Raw genomic sequence first — 21,961 nt, 5'->3', positions numbered from 1 at the left:
CGCTCAGGGCTCGGGGAACAGGTGCGCGGTGCCGGTGACGTCCAGCAGCCGCCGTAGCGCCGCGGGCCGGTCGTCCAGGTGCAGCCTGGTGCCGGCCTCGGTCGCCTCGCGGTGGATCATCAGCAGCGCGGCCAGGCCCAGGGAGTCGCACAGCGTCATCCCCGCGCAGTCCAGGCGCAGCCGGCGGGGCGGCGGATCGGACCCGAGCAACGCACCGGCAGCCTCGGTGAGGGCGTCGGCGGTGTCCCAGTCGAGGTCGCCGGTGACCCGGATCCGGGCGACGCCCGCGCCGTCCGGGGCCGAGGCGGCGAAGAAGGCGTCGTCGGGAAGAGCGGTCATGCCTCTGCGCCGGGAACACGCGGGCGGGCGGCGCGCGCGGCCAGGGCCGCCCGGCCGCGGGTGAGGAAGTCGAGTGAGCGGGGGAAGTCCTTCAGCAGGTCCTGGAGGAGCGCGAGACCGGGGTCGAGGACGCGCGCGGGCACCCGGCGGGCCTCCAGGACGTCGCCCGTCCAGTCCAGGAAGCCGGTGAACAGCCGGCCGTCGTCGGTGTAGAGGGCGCAGGACAGGAAGTCCACGATGTGCGCCACGTCCTCGGCGGTCCGCTCGCGCTGCGCGTCGGTGTAGGCGCGCATCGCCGGCAGCCGCTCCTCCAGCCCCGCCAGGGTGTCCCGCACCAGCTGCCGTCTGCCGCGCAGCACCAGGGAGTACTCCTGGTCGAGCAGATGCGGCAGGTCGTCCACCGTCTGCCGGACGGCGCCGGACGTGGGGCGCGGCAGCCCGCGGGCGAGGAGATCGGCGGCGGCGCGCGCGTCGGGCGCCCACGCGTCGGCGCCGAGCAGCCGGGCGTAGCGGCCGTCGTCACCGAAGGCCGCACCGCCGGCCAGCACCGGGATCCCGAGGGCCTGCACGGCGGTGATCGCGGTGTGCGCGTCCGGCAGCCGGACGGGCAGCGAGGAGGACAGCGCCACCACGGCGGGCGCGGTCCGGTGCAGATGGGCGATGAGGTGCGGAGTGGGCACCTGCGCGCCGAGGAAGTCCACCCGGTGGCCGCGGCAGCGCAGCACCTCGGCCAGCAGCCGGGCCGGCAGGGCGTGCCACTCGCCGTCCACGCAGGCCACGGTCACCGTGCCGCCCGGCGCCTGCGGGGGCGGGGCGCGGTGGGCCATGGCGGCGATCACCCGGTCGTGGATCGCGGTGGCGGCGTGCTCCTGGGCGACCGTGAACCGGTTCGCCGCCCACTCCACGCCCACCTTGCGCTGGACGGCCGCGACCACCTCCAGCAGGACGTCCTCCTCCGCCGCGCCCGCGTCCAGCGCCGTGAACACGGCCTGCCCGGCGGCGTACTCGTCGCGGGCGCACACCGCCCGCCACAGCTCCTCGCGCGCGTGGGCCAGTACGGCGCCGACGTCCTGGACGGCGGTGGTGTCGGTCATGCGGTGTACCTGCCCGGGGTGTGTCCGTCCACCGCCGCCAGGTGTGTGGTGCGGGGAGTGGTGATCGCCATCACGGCGATGTCGTCGTGCCGGTTGTCGCCGATCCACGCGGCGGCCAGCATCTGGATCCGCTCGACCACGGCCTCGGCGGGCAGCCCGGCGCACTCCGCCAGCGCCGCCCGCAGCCGGTCGTCGCCGAACATGGCGTCCCCCAGCGGCCCGCCGCGCGCCTCGGTGACGCCGTCGGTGAACAGCAGACACGTCTCGCCCGGCCCGAGATCGACCTCGGCGGTGCGCGACCTGACCTCCGGCAGCGCGCCGATGAGGGTGCCGGACGTCGCCGCCTCCTCCACGGTGCCGTCCTGCCGCACGATCAGCGGCAGCGGATGCCCGGCGCTGGTCAGCCGCAGCCGGGTCAGGCCCTCCCGCCGCCGCGCCGAGGCCAGGACCAGGGTGGCGAACCGGGTGTGGCGACTGCTGAGCAGGGCGCCGTTGAGCAGCCGAAGCAGATGCCCGTGGTCGTCGGCCAGCGGCAGCAGCGCCTGGAGCGTGCTGCGGATCTTGCCGGTCAGCACGGCCGCCTCCAGGCCCTTGCCGCACACGTCGCCGAGGACCGCCAGTGTCTCGTCGTCCGGCCCGGCGCCGGGATGGACGTCGTAGAAGTCCCCGCCGACGCGCTCGGTGTCCTTCGAGGTGCGGTAGCCGCCGGCGAACTCCACGCCGTGCACCTGCCGCAGACTCGGCGGCAGCAGCTCCGCCATCAACGTGGCCGTGATGCCGCTCTGCTCCCGGTACAGCCGGGCCGCCGACAGGGCCACGCCCGCCCGGGCGGCGAACACCCGCGCGAAGACCTCCTCCGAGGCGTCGAAGGCGGCGTGTCCGCTGCGCCGCAGCAGGATCAGCGCCCCGGCCGGAACCCCGTGCCCCGGCAGCGGGGTGACCACCACGGACCCGACCGGACCGGCGAAGCCGTCCGGCACCGCCCACTCGGGCAGCACCGCCGGGTCGATCCACCGCGACGGCACCGGCGGGAACCCGCGCAACGCCTCGGCCAGGCCCGGCACCGAAGCCGGGTCCAGACGCACCGACCGGTGCTCGACCGAGCCCCCGGCGCAGCTCGCCAGCGGATGGCGCCGGCCGAGGGCGGGCGTGACCAGCACGGCGGCGTCGGCCAGATGGCCGGTGGCCAGCTCCACTGCCAGTTCCATGCACCGCTCGACGTTCAACGAGGCGAGCAGCCGGGAGGAGGCGTCGGCCAGGAAGGCGGTGCGCTCCTGCTCGGTGCGCAGCGCCGCCTCGGCCAGCGACCGGCCCGTCTCGTCGGCCAGCCACCACACCACCTCGCCGTCCGCCCCGGGCGTCGCGTGCGCCGCCAGCGCCGACGGGCCGTGCCGGCCGCGCACCGTGCCCACGGCGTCGGTCCCGCCCGCGACGGCGAGCCGGTGCCCGTCCGCCAGCCAGCCGGGCGCGATCCGCGCCAGCGGCACGCCCGGGACCGCCGCCGGGAAGAGGGCGGCCGCTCGGGCGTTGACCTCCGTCACGGCGCCCAGGGCGTCCACGACCAACGCCGGGAAGGGCGCCCGCATCCACGAGGCGCCCACGGACGACAGCAGCCCCGGCGCGGAGCGCGCGGAGCCTTCCCCACTCGTCATGATCCTCAGACCCGCTTCCGCGCGTCTGGTCACCTTCCACTGGAAGACACGGCTCCGCCACCCTCTCGCACTTCGGGCAGCGCATCAACCAGCCCTCGGCCGCGCGACGGTTTCTCGCGGTCACACGACGGTCGCCGGGCGCCTAGGAGACGCTGCTGCCGGGCAGGCCGGTCGGGGCCGGGCGGGCGCCGACCACGGGCGGAAACAGTCAGTCGCGGTTCTGTTGATTCTTGCCCCGCTCCTTCTCCTTGTCAGGGACGCGCCTCGATAGCAAGGTTCTGCTGCGGCCGCGGCCCGCTTCCCCGCCGCGCTCCGCACACCCCCCACCGGCCGCTGCGCGCGGCCGGGACCGAAAGGAAGGCACAGTGCTTCGTCTACGAGCAGTCCTGGCATCCGGCGCCGCGACGGCGGTGCTGATCCTGGCGGCGGGCGCCGTCCCCGCGCACCGGGCGTGAGCCCGGACGCCGCCTGACCGGGCGACCGCACACCTCGGCGTGGGGCACACCCCACTGCGCCGCGCCGGAGCGGTGGAGCACCCCAGGCGACCCCGCCGGTGCTCCGCCACGGCAGGACTGCCGCCCTACGAGACGGCAGTCCTGCCGGCCCCACCGTCCGCCGCCGACCGGGAGCGTCCATGAACCGGCCGGGCCACCGCCCGGGAGCGGCCGGGCCCGGGCAGAGGGAAGAGGCGGCTGAGGCTGCCGCGCCCGCCTGGTCGAGCACGGCGTGGGCGCGGTCGCCGCGCGGTCCGCCGGGGTGAGGTCCACGGCCGGCAGGTCCTCGCCGAGCACGGACGTCACCGGGTACCGGCGCAGCGCGGTCACCGTCCCCGCGGGCGTCTCCTCCGGTGTCCCCGCGGGCGTCTCCCCCGGTCGCTCCGGCCGGGCTGCGACGGCGCCGCCGGTCACCGTCCGGGGGACGCGGCCGGGGCCTGCCTGAGGTCGGTGTGCTCGCCGTCGCCGGCCTGCGTGGCGCGCCGGTCGATGACGCGGAGCGCGGTCTCGCCCCAGCGGATGTTCTCGCGCTCGAAGGCCATGCCGCGCAGCAGCGTCAGATACGGCCCGATGCGCTCGGCCCGCGCGAGGTACTCGTCCTCCGTGCGCCCGTCCAGCAGGCGTTCCTGGAGCCGTTCGTACCGGGCGAGCTTGGCCGTGGCCCACTCGACGCGCTCGGCGACCGCCCTCCGTACGGCTTCCAGGTCGCCCACGTCCGCGCACTGCACCTTGACCATCAGCTCGTCCCGGATGGCCGTCGGCCTGCCGGGCGGTTCGGCGACGTAGGCGCGCACGGCCTCCAGGCCGTCCTCGGTGAGCGAGAAGAGCCGCTTGTTCGGCCGCCGCTCCTGCTCGACCACCCGGGCGGCGATGAGGCCTTCGCCCTCCATGCGGTCCAGCTCCCGGTAGAGCTGCTGGGGCGTGGCCGTCCAGAAGTTCGCGACGGACGCGTCGAACCCCTTGGCGAGGTCGTAGCCGGACGCCTCTCCCTCGAGGAGCGCCGCCATCACCGCGTTGCGCAATGCCATGCGGGCAAGCTAGCACGCCGTTGATCAGTCAAAAAGGTGACTGATCCGGGTGCGCGCGGGGGTGGACGGCGTGCGCGAGACAGCCCTATTCTCCGATGCACTTACTCAACGAATTGACTAGAGGTGGGCCCGTGCATCCCTTCCGCAAGGCCGTCGAGAACCGCGACGTGGCGGCCGTCGAGGCACTGCTCGCCGAGAACGTCGTCTTCACCAGCCCGGTCGTCTTCAAGCCGTACCACGGCAAGGCGATCACCACGGCGATCCTGCGCGGCGTGCTGCGCGTCTTCGAGGACTTCACCTACGTACGGGAGATCGCCAACCCCGACGGCCGCGACCACGCGTTCGTCTTCACCGCCACCGTCGCCGGCAAGCAGCTCCAGGGCTGCGACTTCCTCCACTTCGACGAGCAGGGGCGGATCGAGGACTTCACCGTCATGGTCCGGCCGCTGTCGGCCGCCAAGGCGCTCGCCGAGGCCATGGGCGCGCAGTTCGACGGCATCCTGCGCGAGGCCGAGGAGGCGGAGGCCGAAGGGGCCGAGGACTGAGCGTCGCCGTACCGGCGCGGTGAGGGCGGGGCGGCCGCCGCCAACCGGCTTCCGCCCCGCGCGCATGGGCTCCCGCCCCAGTACGCCCCGGACCGGCTCCCGGCCCGGCTCCTCGCGGACCGGCTCCCGCCGGGGCGGGGGGTCCGGCGGGGCGGGCTCAGTCCCACGGATGGCGCAGCAGCCGCTCCAGCAGCCGGTAGCCACGCTGCTCCGCCGTGACCAGTTCGACGGGGTCGATGTCCGCCGACCACAGCTCGCCCGCCGCGGCGTCGTCGGCCGCCCGCAGCTCCACCACCGCCTGGGCCAGGCGCATCTGGACCTCCGGTGGCGGCGGTCCCGGGCGGTCGGCGAGCGCCCGCTCCGCCTGTTCCGCCGCCCGCCCGCACGCGGCCAGCGCCCGCCGGGCCCGTACCGCCGCGTGGTCGCCGGCCACCAGCAGCGCGCAGACCAGCCCCACCGCGATCCCCAGCAGGCTCGCCAGACCGCGGTCGAAGACCAGTTCCTCGGCGGACACGGGGGCCGCCAGATCGCTGAGCAGCAGCGCCAGGGGGGTCAGGAAGACGACGCCGAGGCCGTAGTTGCGGACCACCACGTACTCCATCAGGAACTCCAGGACCACGATGACCGCGGCGAGCGCCACCGGACCCGGATGCGCGGCCAGCACCCCGACGGCCAGCAGCAGCCCCGCCACCGTGCCCAGGGTGCGCTGGACGGCCCGCTGCGCGGTCGTGCGGGCGTTGACCGAGTGCAGTACGGCGGCGGCCGAGATCGCCGCCCAGTAGCCGTGCCCGAGACCGAACAGCAGGGCCAGCCCGCCGGACACCCCGGTGCCGAGGGTCATCCGCAGAGCGGGGACGATCCGGACCGGGGCGTGGCCGGGACGGGCCGGCCGGCGTCCCCCCATCAGTTCGGAGGCCCGTACGGCGGCGGGCCGGGCCGTGGGGGGACCCGTCGGGGCCGTGCCGCGCGCCCGGCCGCCGGCCGGGGTGTTCATGGCCTGGGCGGCGCTCCACCTCATGTACGCCACCCGCTACGCGTTCCTGTACTACCCGCGCTCGGCGGCCGGCATCGACTTCAACTCCCTGCAGCCGCCGGCGTACCGGGACTTCTTCTACTTCAGCTACAACCTCGGGATGACCTACCAGGTGTCGGACACCGATGTGTCGAGTCCGGCGATCCGCGCCATGGTGCTGCGGCACTGCCTGCTCTCTCCTACGTGTTCGGCACCAGCATCCTCGCCACGGCCATCAACCTCGTCGCGCAGATCGTCTCGCGCTGACCGTCCGCGGGCGCCCGGCGCGCCCCGCGCCGACCGTCCTGAGGCGCCCGGCCTCCCGTGTGGCGGCCCGCCGTGGCGGCGGTGACACTGGGAGGAAGCGGTGCCTGGAGGTAGCGCCCCATGCATACCGTCGAGGAAACGATCGACATCGCGGTGCCGGTGCGCACCGCGTACGACCAGTGGACCCAGTTCAAGAGCTTCCCGCGGTTCATGACGGTGGTGAAACGGGTCGAGCAGGTCCGGCCGACGGTGACCGCGTGGGTCATCGGCGTCGGCCCGGTCCGCGGCGAGTTCGAGGCGGAGATCGTGGACCAGGAACCCGACTCGCACGTGACCTGGCGAAGCCTCGAACGGCGTCCCGGGCACCGCGGTGAGGTGCGGTTCCGGCCCACCGCAGCGGGCGGCACCGCGGTCACGGTGCGCATCGAGGCGGAGCCGCGCGGCGTCGCGGGACGGCTGACCCAGGTTCCCGGCCTGGCCGGCCGGGTGCTGCGGTCGGAACTCGGGCACTTCAAGGAGTTCATCGAAGGGCGCGGGGAGGCGGGCGGCGCCTGGCGGGGGAGCATCCGTCACGGGCACGTCCATCCCGCGGAACCGGAACCGCCCCGCAGCCGGGTGCCCTGCTGGCCGGTCGGCTGACCCGCCGGGTCCCGGCCGGGCCGTGGCGCCGGTGCCGTTCCCGTGGCCTGGGCAAGCGAGAGGCAACCTGATGAAGAAGCCGCCCCGCGAAGAGCCGAGGGACGCTCTCACCGTCACGCCGCCCAAGAAGTGGGCCGCCGGAGTCCCTGCCGTGGTGCACGCGCTGGAGTACTCCCTGGAACAGACCTCCGTGGGAAAGACGGGTGTGGACCTGCTGACCATGAACCAGGTCGGCGGCATCGACTGCCCCGGCTGCGCGTGGGCGGACCCCGCCCCGGGGCACCGGCACCGCAACGAGTACTGCGAGAACGGCGCGAAACACATCAACGACGAGGCGACCGGCCGCCGCGTCACCGCCGACTTCTTCCGCCGGCACTCCGTCACCGACCTGAGCGGCCGCTCCGACATGTGGCTCAACCACCAGGGCCGGCTCACCCAGCCGATGGTCAAGCGACCGGACTCCGACCACTACGAGCCGATCAGTTGGAGCGACGCCTTCGGACTGCTCGCCGACGAGCTCAACTCCCTGACCTCGCCCGACGAGGCGGTCTTCTACACCTCGGGCCGGGCGAGCAACGAGGCCGCGTTCGTCCTCCAGCTGTTCGCCCGGGCGTTCGGCACCAACAACCTGCCCGACTGCAGCAACATGTGCCACGAGTCCAGCGGTTTCGCCCTGCACGAGACGCTCGGCACCGGCAAGGGGACCGTCAGCCTGCACGACCTCCACCACGCCGACCTCATCTTCCTGGTGGGCCAGAACCCCGGCACCAACCACCCCCGCCAACTGTCCGCGCTTGAGCAGGCCAAGCTGAACGGAGCGCGCGTCATCGCGGTGAACACGCTGCCCGAGGCCGGGTTGCTGCGGTTCAAGAACCCGCAGAAGGCACGCGGGGTCATCGGGCACGGCGTCCAGATCGCCGACCGCTTCGTGCACATCCGCGCCGGCGGCGACCTGGCCCTGTTCCAGGGACTCAACCGGCTGCTGCTGGAGGCCGAGGACTCCCGGCCGGGCCAGGTCCTCGACCACGAGTTCATCCGCTCCCACACCAGCGGCTTCGAGGCGTTCGCCGAGCACGCCCGGACCATCGGCTGGGAGGACGTGCGCGCCGCCACCGGTCTCACCCGCGACCAGATCGCGAAGCTCCGCGACGACGTGCTGCGCAGCGAACGCGTCATCGTGTGCTGGGCGATGGGCGTCACCCAGCACAAGCACGGCGTGCCCACCATCCGGGAGATCGTCAACTTCCTGATGCTGCGCGGCAACCTCGGCCGGGCCGGGGCCGGTGCCTGCCCCGTGCGCGGGCACAGCAATGTGCAGGGCGACCGGACGATGGGCATCTGGGAGCAGATGCCCGACGCCTTCCTCGACGCGCTGCGCGAGGAGTTCGGCTTCGATCCGCCGCGCGCCCACGGCCTGGACTCCGTACACACGATCCGGGCGATGCGCGAGGGCCGGATCAAGGTCTTCCTCGGTCTCGCGGGGAACTTCGTCCGGGCCGCGCCGGACAGCGCGGTCACCGAGGACGCGATGCGCACCTGCCGGCTGACCGCCCACATCTCCACCAAGCTCAACCGGTCCCACACGGTGTGCGGCGGGACCGCGCTCATCCTGCCGACCCTCGGCCGCACCGAACGGGACTACCAGGCGGGCGGGGAGCAGTTCGTCACCGTGGAGAACTCCATGAGCGAGGTGCACAGCTCACACGGCAGGCTGAAGCCCGCCTCGAACCTCCTGCTCAGCGAGGTCGCCATCCTCTGCCGCCTCGCCCGTCACACCCTCGGCGGCCAAGTCGTCATTCCTTGGCAGGAGTTCGAGGGTGACTACGGCGCGATCCGCGACCGGATCTCCCGCATCGTGCCCGGACTGCACGACTTCAACCGGCGCGTGGCGCGCCCCGGCGGCATCAGACTGCCGAACCCGGTCAACGAGGGCGTGTTCCACACCCCGGCAGGCAAGGCGCTGTTCACCCGCAACGCCTGGGAGATGCCCGAGGTGCCCCGCGGCCATCTGCTCCTTCAGACCCTGCGCTCCCACGACCAGTGGAACACGGTCCCCTACACGCCCAACGACCGCTACCGCGGCATCCACGGCAGCCGCCGGGTGGTGCTGGTCAACCCGGACGACCTGGCCGAACTCGGCCTGACCGAAGGGGCGCACGTCGACCTGGTCGGGGTGTGGACGGACGACACCGAACGCCGCGCCGAGGACTTCGAGGTCGTCCCCTACCCGACCGCACGCGGCTCCGCGGCCGCCTACTACCCGGAGACCCAGGTCCTGGTGCCCCTGGACAGTGTGGCCGACACCAGCAACCAGCCCACCTCCAAGGGAGTCGTGGTCCGTCTGGAACCCGTTGCCGCGCAGGGGTGACGGGAGGCGTGCCGGGCGTCCGGGAGGCGTGCCGGGCCCCGCTTCCCGGAAGACGCCGGGTCAGGCGAAGCGCGCGTGGTCGGCCAGCACCGCCTCGACCACCCGGAGGTGGACCGCGATCCGCTCGTCGTGCGGGTCCGTGCACTCGGCCACGGTCAGCAGGGACTTCCACAGCGCCCAGCCCCGCGCCCTGGCCCAGGCGCCGTCGTCCTGGCCGACGGCGCGCCGGAACGCCTCGCGGCTGTCGTCGTGGAACATCGTCCAGGCGATCACGAGATCGCAGGCCGGATCGCCGGTGCCCGAGGTGCCGAAGTCGATGACCGCCGCCAGCGCGCCGTCGGCGACCAGCAGGTTGCCGGCGGCGATGTCGCCGTGGAACCACACCGGTTTCCCGCGCCATTCGGCCGCCAGCGCCGCCTGCCACACCTCGGTCGCCCGGACGGTGTCGATCCGGCCGTCCAGGGCGGCGAGGCAACGGCGCGTCTCGTCGTCGTAGTGGGCGGGCGAGGCGCCGCGGTACCAGCTGTGCGCCCCGGCTCCCGGGCCGTCGGCCGTGTCGCAGCGGTGCAGGGCGAGGAGGAACTCCGCGACGTCGGCGGCGAACCGGCCCAGGTCGGCGACGCGTTCCTCGGTGGCCGCCTCGCCGGGCAGCCAGCGGCGCACCGACCACGGGTAGGGGTAGCCCTCGCCCGGGGCGCCCTGGGCGAGGACGGTGGGGATCGGCACCGGGAGCGAGGGGGCCAGCCGGGGCAGCCACGCACACTCCTTGGCGACGGCGGGGACATAACCCGCGGCGGTGGGCAGCCGGACCGTCATGTCCTCGCCGAGCCGGTAGGTGCGGTTGTCCCACCCGTCCACCTCCACGGGCCGCACCGGCAGCCCGCTCCACTCGGGGAACTGCGCGGCGATCAGCCGCCTCACCAAGGAGGCGTCGATCCCCGCGCGTCCGTCCGGCGCCGTCGGCACAGTCGTAGGCATCCACCCATCGTCACCGGCACGGCCGCGGGCGGCAAGGCAATAACCAACCTCCCGTCCGGCCGCCGCCGTCACCTCTCCCGGGCCGCCCCCGTGCTCTCCCGTTCGATCAGCCGGGGGACCGGCACCCGTACGGTGCGGGCCGGGCCGCCGTCGAGGAGGGCGGTCAGTTCGCGGGCCGCGGTACGGCCGAACTCGACGCTGTCCCGCGACAGGGCCGACAGCCAGGGCCGGACCATCCGGCACAGGGCCGAGTCCTCCCACGCCACCACCGACACGTCCGCGGGCACGGTGAAACCGAGTTCGGCGGCGGTGGCGACGCCCGCGAGGGCCATCACGTCGTTGTCGTAGATCAGGGCCGTCGGGGGAGCGGGGGAGCCGAGGACCCGGCGGGTGACGGCGGCGCCCTCGGCGTCGGAGTAGTCGGTGGTCACCGACTCCACACCGGTCAGCCCGCGCCGCTCGGCCTCGGCGCGCAGCGTCCTGATCCGGCGCTGGGTGTGGGCCAGGCCGAAGAGCCCGGCGATGTGCACGATCCGCCGGTGCCCCAGTGCGTAGAGCCCGTCCACCACGGCGGCCATCGCGCCCGCGTCGTCCGCCCACACCGTGGACAGGCCCGGGTGCCGCTCGTCCGGCGCGCCGCCGATCACCACGGCGGGCAGGCCGAGTTCGTCCAGCAGGTCCGGGCGCGGGTCGTCGGTGCGCGGGTCCACCACGAGGACGCCGTCCACCCGGTGCTCGGCCCACCACCGGCGGTAGACCGCGCACTCGTCGGCCAGATCCTCCACCACCTGGAACAGCAGCCCGAGATGGCGCTCGGCCAGCACCTCCTGGATGCCGGAGACCAGTTGCAGGAAGAAGGAGTCCACGCCGAGCGTGTCCGCGGGCCGGGCCAGCACGAAGCCGATCGTGGCGGCGCCCTCACCGGACAGGGCGCGGGCCGCCGTGCTGGGCCGCCAGCCGAGCTGCTCGGCGACCCGGCGGACCCGGTCGCGGGTGACCTCCGAGACGCCGGGCCGGCCGTTGAGCGCGAAGGAGACCGCACTCTCCGAGACACCGGCTCGGCGCGCGATGTCCTTCATCGTCGGCCGGCGAGCCGGGGACCGCTTGGCCGGCATGGACGTCCTCATTTCCCCGCGACACGGCGGCACGGTGATCGCTAAAGCGCTTGAGTGGAACAACTGCGAGCAGGACTCTAAAGCGCATTAGTCAGGCTGGCAAGTCATCTCTCCAACACATCCTGACCTGCTCTTTTCATCAACTAATGGCTTTAGCGTCGCCTAATCCATTGACTTTCCCCGAAGTTGGCGTGCATCGTCACTGCCGAAACGAGCCGCAACCCCGCCGCCGTCGTCCGAGGGAGCCGTGTCACCGTGCCCATGTCCCGCAGAGCGCTCGCCGCAGCCGCCGTCACCGCCCTCGTCCTGCCGCTGAGCGCCTGCGGCTCCTCCGACGACGGCGGGGGCACCACGGACGCCTCCGGCAAGGTCGAGGGCGACATCACCTTCGAGACCTGGAACCTGCGCGCCAACTTCAAGGACTACTTCGAGGGCCTGATCGCCGACTTCGAGAAGAAGTACCCCGGCACCCACGTCAAGTGGATCGACCAGCCCGCCGAGGGCTACGCCGACAAGATCAGCGCGGACGCCGCCGGCGGCACCCTGCCCGACGTCGTCAACGTCTCCCCGGACCTGGCCGCACCGCTCGCCAAGGCGGGTCTCGCGATGGACCTCGACAAGGCCGCCGCCAAGTACAGGTCCGAGTACCTGCCCGGCGCCTGGGCCGGACACCAGGTCCCCGGCCTGCCCGGCACGTACGCCTTCCCCTGGTACCTGAACACCGGCCCGCTGTTCTACAACAAGACCCTGTTCCAGCAGGCCGGCCTCGACGCCGGCAAGCCGCCGAAGACGTACGACGAACTCTTCACCGACGCCCTCCAGCTGGCGCGGAAGTCCGGCGGCAAGGTCGCCACCCTCGCCAACGTGCCCACCATCGAGGACTTCGGCCGTTACGGCTCGTCCCTGATGAACAAGGACGGCACCGGCTTCGCCTTCAACGACGCCAAGGGCGTCGAACTGCTCACCAAGTACAAGCAGTTGTACGACGCCAAGGCGCTCGACCCGCAGGCGCTCACCGCCACCCCCGAGTCCACCGGCAAGAAGTTCCTGACCGGCGCCGTCGCCATGAACCCCGGCAGCGCCCTGGACCTGGACAACTTCAAGAAGCAGGCGCCGAGCCTGTACAGGAACATCGGCATCACCGACCAGATCACCAGCACCGGCCACGTCAACATGTACGTGATGGGCCTGATGGTCAACTCCCGCACCAAGCACGCCCCGGCCGCCGTCGCCTTCGCGCACTACGTCACCGACGCCGAGCACCAGATGTCCTTCGCCAAGAAGGTCGCCATCTTCCCCAGCACCGCCGGCTCGCTGGACGACCCGTACTTCAACAAGGAGGACGGCACCGACGTGACCCGTGTCCGCGTCGCCGCCGCCAAGTCCCTGAAGAACGCGGTCAACTACACACCCGTCCTGTTCAGCGAGCAGATGAAGACCGCCCTGCGCAACGAGGTCGCCAAGGCGCTCCAGGGAAAGCAGAGCCCCAAGGAAGCGCTTGACAACGCTGTCAAGGCCTGCGATCTGCTCCTCCGGCAGCAGGGCTGAGACCTCGTGTCCGCCTCGACCGTCTCACGGACGCCCGCCCCGCGTCCGGCCCGGCCCACCGGCCGCCGCCCGGCCTGGCTCCGGGGCCGTCGCCCCGCCGGCCGCCCGGACGCGCGGCCGGCGGTCCGGGTGCGCCGCCAACTGCCCACGAGCCCCTGGCTGTTCGCCGCCCCCGGGTTGCTGGTCACCGCCGCCTTCGTGCTCTACCCGTTCCTGTCCACGGTGGTGAACGCCTTCACCGACCGCCGCACCCTCGTCCCGGGCCGCTTCGTCGGGCTCGCCAACTTCCGCGAACTGCTGCACGACGACATGTTCTGGATCGGCCTGCGCAACAGCGTCCTCTACATCGCCGGCGTCGTCCCGGCCCTGGTGATCCTGCCGCTGCTGCTCGCCCTGCTGGTGCAGAAGAACATCCCCGGCATCGCCTTCTTCCGGTCGGCCTTCTACACCCCCGTCGTCGCCTCGATCGTCGTCGTCGGCCTGATCTGGGTGTGGCTGCTGGACGAGCGCGGCCTGGTGAACTCGCTGCTCCAGACGGTCGGACTCGGCCGGATCGGGTTCCTCAGCGACCAGTGGCTGCTGCTGATCAGCGCCATGACCGTCACGGTCTGGAAGGGTCTCGGCTACTACATGATCGTCTACCTCGCCGCCCTGGCCAACGTGCCGCGCGAACTGCACGAGGCGGCCGCCGTGGACGGCGCGGGCGCGGTGCGCCGCTTCCTCACCGTCACCGTCCCGGCCGTCCGCTCCACCATGGTCCTGGTCGCCGCGCTCTCCTCGGTCGCCGCCTTCAAGGTGTTCTCCGAGGTGTACCTGATGGCCGGCCCCAGCGGCGGACCAGCCGGCGAGGACACCACCTTGGTCATGCTCGTCCAGCGCACCGGCACCGGACTGTCCGGCCGGGTCGGCTACGCCTCCGCGATCTCCCTGGTCGTCTTCGTCGTCACCGTGGTCCTCATGCTGCTCGTCCTGCGCGCCGACCGGAAGGAGGACTCGTGACCACCAGCGCCGACACCGCGGCGGCGCAGCCGGCCGCCCCGGCCCGCACCGCCCGCCGCCTCACCGACGAGCACGGCCGCCGCATCCCCGTCTGGGAACTGGTCCTGCGCTACGCGCTGCTGCTCGCCGTCCTCGCCCTGACCGTGGGCCCGTTCCTGTGGCAGCTGTCCACCTCGCTCAAGGGCCCCACCGAGGACATCTTCAGCTCCCCGCCCAAGTTCCTGCCCGGTCACCCCACCCTGCACAACTACGAACGGGTCTCCGACACCATCCCGGTGTGGGACTACGCCCTCAACTCCCTGAAGGTCGCCGCCGCCAACGTCGTCACCAACTGCGTCGGCTCCGCCCTCGCCGGGTACGCGCTGGCCCGGCTGCGCTACCGGGGCCGAGGCGCGACCGCCCTCGTCTTCGTGCTGGCGATGCTCGTGCCCGCCGAGGGCATCATCATCGCCCAGTTCACGACGATGCGGGAACTCGGCCTGAACAACACGCTCGTGGGCGTCGTCCTGCCCGGCTCCGTCGCCGCCCTGAACGTCCTGCTGATGCGCAACGCCTTCCGCAACCTGCCCTACGAGGTGGAGGAGGCCGCCTACGTCGACGGCGCCAACGTGTGGCAGCGGTTCTGCCGGATCGCGCTGCCCTCGGTCAAGGGCACCCTCGCCGTCGTCGCGATCTTCGCCTTCATGGGCGCCTGGGACGACTTCCTGTGGCCGCTCATCGTGCTCAGCGACCCCTCCAAGTTCACCCTGACCATCGGCCTCAACTACCTCCACGGCACCTTCGCGGGCGACGAACGCCTCGTCGCCGCCGGCACCGTCATCGCCGTGGCCCCGCTGATCGCCCTCTTCGCCTGCCTCCAGCGGTTCTTCTTCCGCGGCGTCGGCGAGGGCGCGGTCAAGGGCTGAGACTCCGCGCCGCCGCACCCCGTACCCCATCCCGCAAGGACCCCGTATGCCTGCTGCCGTGCGCTTCGGCGTCAACTACACCCCGAGCCAGGGCTGGTTCCACCACTGGCTCGACTTCGACCTCGACGCCGTCCGCGCCGACCTCGACTCCATCGCCGCGCTCGGCCTGGACCACATCCGCGTCTTCCCGCTGTGGCCCTACTTCCAGCCCGACCGCGCCCTGATCCGCCCCCGCGCCGTCGAGCACCTGGTCCACCTCGTGGACGCCGCCGGGGAACGCGGGCTCGACGTCAACGTGGACGGCCTCCAAGGGCACCTGTCCAGCTTCGACTTCCTGCCCGCCTGGACCCGCACCTGGCACCGGCGCAACCTCTTCAGCGACCCCGAGGTCCTGGACGGCCAGGCCGCCTATCTGCGCACCCTCGCCGCCGCCCTCGCCGACCGCCCCCACTTCCTCGGCATGACCCTCGGCAACGAGATCAACCAGTTCTCCGGCGCCCCCCACCCCGACCCCGACCGGGCCGACGCCGAGCAGATCGACGCCTGGCTGGAGCGCATGCTCACCGCCTGCGAGGAGGGCGCCCCCGGCAAACTGCACCTGCACGCCGAGTACGACGCCACCTGGTACCGCGACGACATGCCGTTCACCCCCGCCCAGGCCGCCCGGCACGGGGCCCTGACCGCCGTCCACTCCTGGGTCTTCAACGGCACCGCCCAGCGCCACGGCCGCACCTCCGTGCCCACCGAGCACCACGCCGCGTATCTCATCGAGCTGAGCAAGGCGTGGGCGACCGACCCGCACCGCCCGGTCTGGCTCCAGGAGGTCGGCGCGCCCGCCCCGCTGATCCCCGCCGAGCACGCCGCCGCCTTCGCCGAGGCCACCGTCGCCGCCGCGCTGGACTGCCCCGACCTGTGGGGCGTCACCTGGTGGTGCTCGCACGACGTCTCCCGCGACCTCGCCGACTTCCCCGACCTCGAATACAGCCTCGGCCTGCTCACCAACGACCGCCGGCCCAAGGACATCGCCCACGCCCTGGCGCGCGCCGCCCGCGAGCACACCTACGCCCCGGCCCCGCGCACGACCGCCCTAGCCGTCCCCGCCGACCCGGCCGCCCGCTCCCGCTGCGCCCCCGGCGGCGACGTGTTCGAGGCGTTCTTCCGGCTGACCGCCGACGGCGCCCGCCCCACCACCGTCCTCGACACCCACGCGGCCGACCCCGCCCATCTGGCCGCCCGCGGCATCACCGAAGTCGTCACGTCCGACCAGGTACTCCACCACTCCCGAGGAGGCACCCGCTCGTGAACCCGACCAGACGCACCGTCCTGCTCGCCGCCGCCACCACCGCGCTGCTGCCCGCCCTGCCCGCCACGGCGACGGCTGTCCCGAGTGCCGCGACCGCCCTCCAGCCGTACGCCTCCTACTGGTACCCCGACTCCCTGCCCGCCGGCAGTCCCGGCCCCGGCATCACCTGGCGCAGCCTGAAGGGCTGGCGCGCCGCGACCGACGCCGACCTCGCCTTCAACGCCGCCTCCGTCCCGCTCGCCGCCCGCTTCACCCCGACCCCCGCCAACACCACCGCCCGTACGGACCAGGCCCGCATCCAGTCGCTGGTCTCCTTCGGCCCCACCGCGGGCAACCCCTCCCAGGGCTCGGCCACCGCCGACTACTACGCCCTCACCCACTGGGCGTACCTGGACGAACTGGTCTTCTGGGGCGGATCGTCGGGCGAAGGACTGATCCTCGCGCCGAACGCCCCGGTCGTGGACGCCGCCCACCGGCACGGCGTGCCCGTCCTCGGCAACGTCTTCCTGCCCCCCGCCGCCTACGGCGGACAACTCCGCTGGACCCGCGACCTCGTCCAGCGCGATGCCGCCGGGCACTACCCGCTCGCCGCCCAACTCGTCGCGGTCGCCGCGGCGTACGGCTTCGACGGGTGGTTCGTCAACGCCGAGACGGGCGGGGGCGACAGCACGCTCGGCGCCGCCATGCTCGGCTTCGTCAAGGAGCTGAGAACCCTCGCCGCGGCCAGGGGGCAGCGGGTGACCTGGTACGACGCGATGACCGTGAACGGTTCGGTGAGCTGGCAGGGCGCGCTGGACGAGCAGAACCAGGCCCTGTTCCAGGCCGCCGACGCCATGTTCCTCGACTTCCGCTGGAGCGCGGGCTCGCTCGCCTCCTCCGGACAGAAGGCGGAGCACCTGGGTCGTGACCGCTACGAGTTGTGGGCGGGCGTGGACGTCGAGTCCAGCGGCTCGAACACGTCCGTCGACTGGGACGCGATCCTGCCCGCCGACGCCCCGCACACCGCCTCCCTCGGCCTCTACCGACCCGAGTGGACCCGCAACCACCTTCCCGCCGGTCACACCCCGGAGGACTTCCACGCCGCCGACGACCGCTTCTGGACCGGCCGTTCCCTCGACCCGGCCCGCCCCGACCCCGCCGACCGCTGGCGCGCGCCCGCCGTGTCCGTCGCCGACCGCTCGACGGTGACCGCGCTGCCGTTCGCGAGCGTCTTCAACACCGGGCACGGACTGCGCTGGTACGAGGACGGCCAGGTCACCTCCGACACCCCCTGGAACCACCTCGGCCTCCAGGACCGGCTGCCGTCCCGGCGCTGGGCGGTCCGCACGGAAGGCCGACGCCCAGCCGTCTCCTTCGACTTCGCCGACGCCTGGCGCGGTGGCAGCAGCGTGCTGGTCGCCGGTGCGCTGGACGCTCCCGCCGTGCTCGACCTGTACGCCGCCCGGCTGCCCATCGGCCGGGACACCGTGGTCGAGCTGACCTGCCGTGCGGAGAGCGGCGACGTACGGGTCGAGCTGGCCGTCGCCACCGCCGAGCCGGACGCGGCCGGGGCGGCGCCGCCGTACACGTATCTCCCGCTGCCCGCCACGACCGGCGACGGCTGGCGGACCGCGGCCGTACGCCTCACCGGTCTGTCCGGCACCGTGCACGCGCTCGGCGTGCGGCTCACCGCCACCGGCGGCGCACCCGTGCGCTGGCGGCTCGGCGGCCTCGCCGTCCGCGACCGCGTCACCACCCCGGCCGCCCCGGCCGGGGCGCGGATCACCGCCGCGTCCGGCGGCGACCTGCGCCTCGCCTGGAACCATCCGGCGCCGGGCGCGGTCCGCCACTACACCGTCCACCGCGTGCTGCCCGACGGCGCCCGCCGCTTCCTCGGCGGCACCTGCCAGCGGGCCTACTTCACCGGGGGCCTCGCCCCCGCGCCGGGCGAGCGCGCCGCACGGTTGGAAGTGCGCGCGGTGGGGGAGCTGTACACCTCGTCGGCCCCCGCGACCGTCACCCACACCTGGTGAGCCGCACCGGGTGATCCCCGCCCGGTGCGGCCACCCGGTGATCCCCACCTCGTGGCCCGCACCCTGGTAGCCATCCGCCGATCCGCCCGCTGACGTACGACCTACGGAGCATCCCCCATGCATGACGACCGCAGCCTGGTCGAAGCCCGCCTCAAGCGCGTCCTGGACGAGCGCGTCCGCCCCGCCGTGTACCCCGAGTCCGTCCCGCTGGACGTGGCCGTGTGGCACGCGCCCGGCGAGCCCGTGCCGGTCGCCGAGGGACTGGCCGCCGAGCCCGCGCCGATCGAGGTGGGCACCCGCTGGGGCGCCCCGTGGGGCACCAGCTGGTTCCGGGTCACCGGGACCGTCCCCGAGGCGTGGGCCGGGAGGACCGTCGAGGCGCTGCTCGACCTCGGCTTCGACGAGAACATGCCCGGCTTCCAGTGCGAGGGCCTGGTCTACCGGCCCGACGGCACCCCCGTGAAGGGCCTCAACCCGCGCAACCAGTGGGTCAGGATCGGCGCGCCGGTCGCGGGCGGCGAGGAGGTGCGCCTGCACATCGAGGCCGCCTCCAACCCGGTGATCCTCGACTACCACCCCTTCCTGCCGACGCGGCTCGGCGACAAGGAGACCGCCGGCAGCGACCCGCAGTACACGCTCACCCGCATGGACCTCGCCGTCTTCGACGAGACCGTGTGGCAGCTCGTGATCGACCTGGAGGTCCTCGGCGAGCTGATGGCCGAGCTGCCGGTGGACTCCCAGCGCCGGCACGAGATCCTGCGCGCGGTGGAACGCGCGCTGGACGCCATCGACCTCCAGGACGTGAACGGCACCGCCGAACGCGCCCGCGCACGGCTCACCGGCGTCCTCGCCGCGCCCGCCGTGCCCTCCGCGCACCGGATCAGCGCCGTCGGGCACGCGCACATCGACTCCGCCTGGCTGTGGCCGCTGCGCGAGACCGTCCGCAAGGTGGCCCGCACGACGTCCAACATGACCGCGCTGCTGGAGGACGAGCCCGACTTCGTCTTCGCCATGTCCCAGGCGCAGCAGTGGGCGTGGATCAAGGAGCACCGGCCCGAGGTGTGGGCGCGGGTCAAGAAGGCGGTCGCGGACGGGCGGTTCGTCCCGGCCGGCGGCATGTGGGTGGAGTCCGACACCAACATGCCCGGCTCGGAGGCGATGGCCCGGCAGTTCGTGCACGGCAAGCGGTTCTTCCTCGACGAGTTCGGCATCGAGAACGACGAGGCCTGGCTGCCCGACACCTTCGGCTTCGCCGCCGGACTCCCGCAGATCATCAAGGCGGCCGGCTCCACCCGGCTGCTGACGCAGAAGATCTCCTGGTCGCAGACGAACCGGTTCCCGCACCACACCTTCCAGTGGGAGGGCATCGACGGCACCCGGATCTTCACCCACTTCCCGCCCGTCGACACCTACAACTGCTCGATGAAGGGCAGCGAGATCGCCCACGCCGCCCGCAACTTCAAGGACAAGGGCGTCGCCAGTCACTCGCTCGCGCCCACCGGCTGGGGCGACGGCGGTGGCGGCACGACCCGGGAGATGGTCGCCAAGGCGGCGCGGCTGCGCGACCTGGAGGGCTCGGCGCGGGTGGTGTGGGAGACCCCGGCCGCCTTCTTCGACAAGGCCGAGGCCGAGTACCCGGAACCGCCCGTCTGGGTCGGTGAGCTGTACCTCGAACTGCACCGCGCCACCCTCACCAGCCAGGCGAGGACCAAGCAGGGCAACCGGCGCAGCGAGCACCTGCTCCGCGAGGCCGAGCTGTGGGCGGCCACCGCCGCCGTCCGCACCGAAGTCCCCTACCCCTACGAGGAGTTGGACCGGATCTGGAAGACGGTGCTGCTGCACCAGTTCCACGACATCCTGCCCGGCTCGTCCATCGCCTGGGTGCACCGCGAGGCCCGCGCCACCTACGACCGGATCGCCGCCGAACTGGGCGCGATCATCGAGGCCGCGCAGCGCGCGCTGGCCGGCGAGGGCGCGACGGAACTCCTCTTCAACGCGGCCCCGCACACCCGCGCCGGCGTGCCCGCGGGCGGCGCGTCCACCCCGGCCGCCGCGGGCGGCACCCGTCTGACCCCGGGCGAGGACGGCGGACACGTCCTGGACAACGGCCTGCTGCGGATCACCGTCGACGCCCGGGGCCTGGTCGTCTCCGCCTACGACCTGGAGGCCGACCGGGAGACGATCGCCCCGGGCCGGGCCGCGAACCTGCTCCAGTTGCACCCCGACTTCCCGAACATGTGGGACGCCTGGGACGTGGACGAGTTCTACCGCAACACGGTCACCGACCTCACCGACGCCGACTCGGTCACCCCCGGCGAGGACGGCGCCTCGGTGCGGATCGTCCGGTCCTTCGGGGCCTCCCGCGTCACCCAGGTGCTGTCCCTTGCGGCGGGGGAGCGGCGGCTGGTGCTGGACACCGAGGTCGACTGGCACGAGACGGAGAAGTTCCTCAAACTGGCCTTCCCGCTGGACGTGCACGCCGAACGGTACGCGTCCGAAACCCAGTTCGGGCACTTCCACCGGCCCACCCACACCAACACCTCATGGGAGGCGGCCAAGTTCGAGGCCTGCAACCACCGCTTCGTCCACGTCGCCGAGCCCGGCTGGGGCGTCGCGATCGTCAACGACTCGACGTACGGCCACGATGTGACCCGCACCGTCCGCGCCGACGGCGACCGGGGCACCACCACCACGGTCCGGGTCTCGCTGCTGCGCGCCCCGCGTTTCCCCGACCCCGAGACCGACCAGGGCGTCCACCGCTTCCGGCACGCCCTGGTGCCGGGCGCGGACATCGCCGACGCGGTCCGCGAGGGCTGGCGGATCAACGTGTCCGAGCGGCGCCTCACCGGGTCCGGCGAGGTCGCCCCGCTGGTGACGGTGGACGACCCGGCGGTGGTCGTCACGGCGGTCAAACTCGCCGACGACGGCAGCGGCGACGTGGTCGTCCGCTTCCACGAGGCGCACGGCGGCCGGGCCCGGGCCACGCTGACGGCCGGCTTCGCGTTCGCCGGGGTGACGGCGACGGACCTGCTGGAACGGCCGCTCGACGAGTGCGCCGCGCCCGAGCGGGACGGCGAGCGGATCGCCGTGCGCCTGAGGCCTTTCGAACTGGTGACGCTGCGGTTCCGGCGCGCCTGAGGGACGTAGACGGGGGCGCGCCCGGGACCGTACGCGACGGAAGCGGCGGACCGGGCGCGTGCCCGTCACACCGCTTCGGCCCTACGCCGGTCCGCCCCGCCCGCCTCGCGCAGCGTCGGCCACACCCGGTCAAGCGTCAGCGGGGGTGCGGTGAAGCGGACGCCGGCCGCGTCCCGCAGCGCGGTGGCGAAGGCGGGCGCGACCGGGTCGAACGCGCTCTCGCTCACCGACTTGGCCCCCAGCGGCACGATCGCGTCCGCCGACTCCGTGAAGTGCACCTCGGTGCGCGGCACATCGGCGCACTGCGGCAGCCGGCAGCGGCGGAGGGCGGCCGTCTCCAGCGCCCGCGCGCGTCCCCATGCGGTACGTCGGTGCCCGGGAGCGCCTGTCCGGCTCCCGCCGCCGAACGGTTCGCCGAGGCCACGGCACGTACGCGCCGGGCGGGGCGACCGCCGCCCGCCGAGCCGCCGCCGTCCACGGATGCCGCTGTCCACGGGCGTGCTCCGGACGGGTGGCAGCGGCCCC

General features: G+C 73.4%; 15 protein-coding genes and 3 pseudogenes. 10 read left to right on the top strand and 8 right to left on the bottom strand.

Annotated features, from left to right (window positions below; genetic code table 11):
• Positions 1-3: 3 nt before the first annotated feature.
• The 4 genes from AB0N63_RS18370 to AB0N63_RS18355 form a co-directional block, all read right to left on the bottom strand.
• Positions 4-339 (bottom strand): STAS domain-containing protein, encoded by a 336-nt coding sequence (locus AB0N63_RS18370; RefSeq protein WP_365530028.1) that lies wholly within the window; start codon positions 337-339, stop codon positions 4-6.
• On the bottom strand, positions 336-1,433 hold the full coding sequence (locus tag AB0N63_RS18365; RefSeq protein WP_365530027.1) for a cobalamin B12-binding domain-containing protein: 1,098 nt from the start codon (positions 1,431-1,433) through the stop codon (positions 336-338). The genes AB0N63_RS18370 and AB0N63_RS18365 overlap by 4 nt, the downstream gene beginning before the upstream one ends.
• Positions 1,430-3,085: a GAF domain-containing SpoIIE family protein phosphatase gene (locus AB0N63_RS18360; protein ID WP_365530026.1), complete on the bottom strand. Its 1,656-nt coding sequence runs from the start codon at positions 3,083-3,085 to the stop codon at positions 1,430-1,432. The genes AB0N63_RS18365 and AB0N63_RS18360 overlap by 4 nt, the downstream gene beginning before the upstream one ends.
• Positions 3,086-3,989: 904 nt before the next feature.
• A complete protein-coding gene (locus AB0N63_RS18355; protein ID WP_365530025.1) occupies positions 3,990-4,607 on the bottom strand; it encodes a PadR family transcriptional regulator in 618 nt (205 codons plus the stop codon).
• 131 nt (positions 4,608-4,738) lie between these two features.
• Here AB0N63_RS18355 and AB0N63_RS18350 point away from each other — a divergent pair, with 131 nt between their 5' ends.
• Entirely contained in the window at positions 4,739-5,152 is a 414-nt protein-coding gene (locus AB0N63_RS18350) for a nuclear transport factor 2 family protein (RefSeq protein ID WP_365530024.1), read from the top strand.
• Between the two features lie 157 nt (positions 5,153-5,309).
• On the opposite strand, the pseudogene AB0N63_RS18345 reads toward AB0N63_RS18350, so the two are convergent.
• A pseudogene (locus tag AB0N63_RS18345) lies at positions 5,310-6,017 on the bottom strand (FUSC family protein); the annotation flags it as partial.
• 118 nt (positions 6,018-6,135) lie between these two features.
• Between AB0N63_RS18345 and AB0N63_RS18340 the strand changes: the two are divergent.
• The 3 genes and pseudogenes from AB0N63_RS18340 to AB0N63_RS18330 form a co-directional block, all read left to right on the top strand.
• Positions 6,136-6,431, top strand: a pseudogene (locus AB0N63_RS18340) (DUF1345 domain-containing protein); the annotation flags it as partial.
• A 120-nt stretch (positions 6,432-6,551) separates the two neighbouring features.
• Entirely contained in the window at positions 6,552-7,070 is a 519-nt protein-coding gene (locus tag AB0N63_RS18335) for an SRPBCC family protein (RefSeq protein ID WP_365530023.1), read from the top strand.
• 70 nt (positions 7,071-7,140) lie between these two features.
• On the top strand, positions 7,141-9,438 hold the full coding sequence (locus AB0N63_RS18330; protein ID WP_365530022.1) for an FdhF/YdeP family oxidoreductase: 2,298 nt from the start codon (positions 7,141-7,143) through the stop codon (positions 9,436-9,438).
• A 60-nt stretch (positions 9,439-9,498) separates the two neighbouring features.
• On the opposite strand, the gene AB0N63_RS18325 is transcribed toward AB0N63_RS18330, so the two are convergent.
• Complete coding sequence (locus tag AB0N63_RS18325; RefSeq protein ID WP_365530021.1) at positions 9,499-10,416, bottom strand: aminoglycoside phosphotransferase family protein; 918 nt, start codon at positions 10,414-10,416, stop codon at positions 9,499-9,501.
• Positions 10,417-10,484: 68 nt separating this feature from the next.
• A complete protein-coding gene (locus AB0N63_RS18320; RefSeq protein WP_365530020.1) occupies positions 10,485-11,531 on the bottom strand; it encodes a LacI family DNA-binding transcriptional regulator in 1,047 nt (348 codons plus the stop codon).
• A 255-nt stretch (positions 11,532-11,786) separates the two neighbouring features.
• On the opposite strand from AB0N63_RS18320, the gene AB0N63_RS18315 reads away from it, so the two are divergent.
• The 6 genes from AB0N63_RS18315 to AB0N63_RS18290 all read left to right on the top strand — a co-directional run bounded on the left by AB0N63_RS18315 (position 11,787) and on the right by AB0N63_RS18290 (position 21,436).
• Complete coding sequence (locus AB0N63_RS18315) at positions 11,787-13,079, top strand: sugar ABC transporter substrate-binding protein (protein ID WP_365530019.1); 1,293 nt, start codon at positions 11,787-11,789, stop codon at positions 13,077-13,079.
• A gap of 6 nt (positions 13,080-13,085) precedes the next feature.
• A complete protein-coding gene (locus AB0N63_RS18310; protein WP_365530018.1) occupies positions 13,086-14,078 on the top strand; it encodes an ABC transporter permease subunit in 993 nt (330 codons plus the stop codon).
• Positions 14,075-14,983: a carbohydrate ABC transporter permease gene (locus AB0N63_RS18305; protein ID WP_365530017.1), complete on the top strand. Its 909-nt coding sequence runs from the start codon at positions 14,075-14,077 to the stop codon at positions 14,981-14,983. Before AB0N63_RS18310 ends, AB0N63_RS18305 begins: the two co-directional genes overlap by 4 nt.
• A 46-nt stretch (positions 14,984-15,029) precedes the next feature.
• Positions 15,030-16,286: a glycosyl hydrolase gene (locus AB0N63_RS18300; RefSeq protein WP_365530016.1), complete on the top strand. Its 1,257-nt coding sequence runs from the start codon at positions 15,030-15,032 to the stop codon at positions 16,284-16,286.
• Positions 16,283-18,298, top strand: a complete 2,016-nt coding sequence (locus AB0N63_RS18295; protein ID WP_365530015.1) for an endo-beta-N-acetylglucosaminidase — start codon at positions 16,283-16,285, stop codon at positions 18,296-18,298. The genes AB0N63_RS18300 and AB0N63_RS18295 overlap by 4 nt, the downstream gene beginning before the upstream one ends.
• Before the next feature lie 117 nt (positions 18,299-18,415).
• Positions 18,416-21,436, top strand: coding sequence for a glycoside hydrolase family 38 C-terminal domain-containing protein (locus tag AB0N63_RS18290; RefSeq protein WP_365530014.1), 3,021 nt, complete (start codon positions 18,416-18,418; stop codon positions 21,434-21,436).
• Positions 21,437-21,501: 65 nt separating this feature from the next.
• Here AB0N63_RS18290 and AB0N63_RS18285 read toward each other — a convergent pair.
• A pseudogene (locus AB0N63_RS18285) lies at positions 21,502-21,777 on the bottom strand (hypothetical protein); the annotation flags it as partial.
• Between the last annotated feature and the right edge of the window lie 184 nt (positions 21,778-21,961).

The sequence above is a fragment of the Streptomyces sp. NPDC093260 genome (assembly GCF_040683715.1).
In the GTDB taxonomy this organism is placed as follows: Bacteria; Actinomycetota; Actinomycetes; order Streptomycetales; family Streptomycetaceae; genus Streptomyces; species Streptomyces sennicomposti.
The sequence above is the reverse complement of the archived record's forward strand: the minus strand, read 5'-3'. Positions and strand labels throughout refer to the sequence as shown.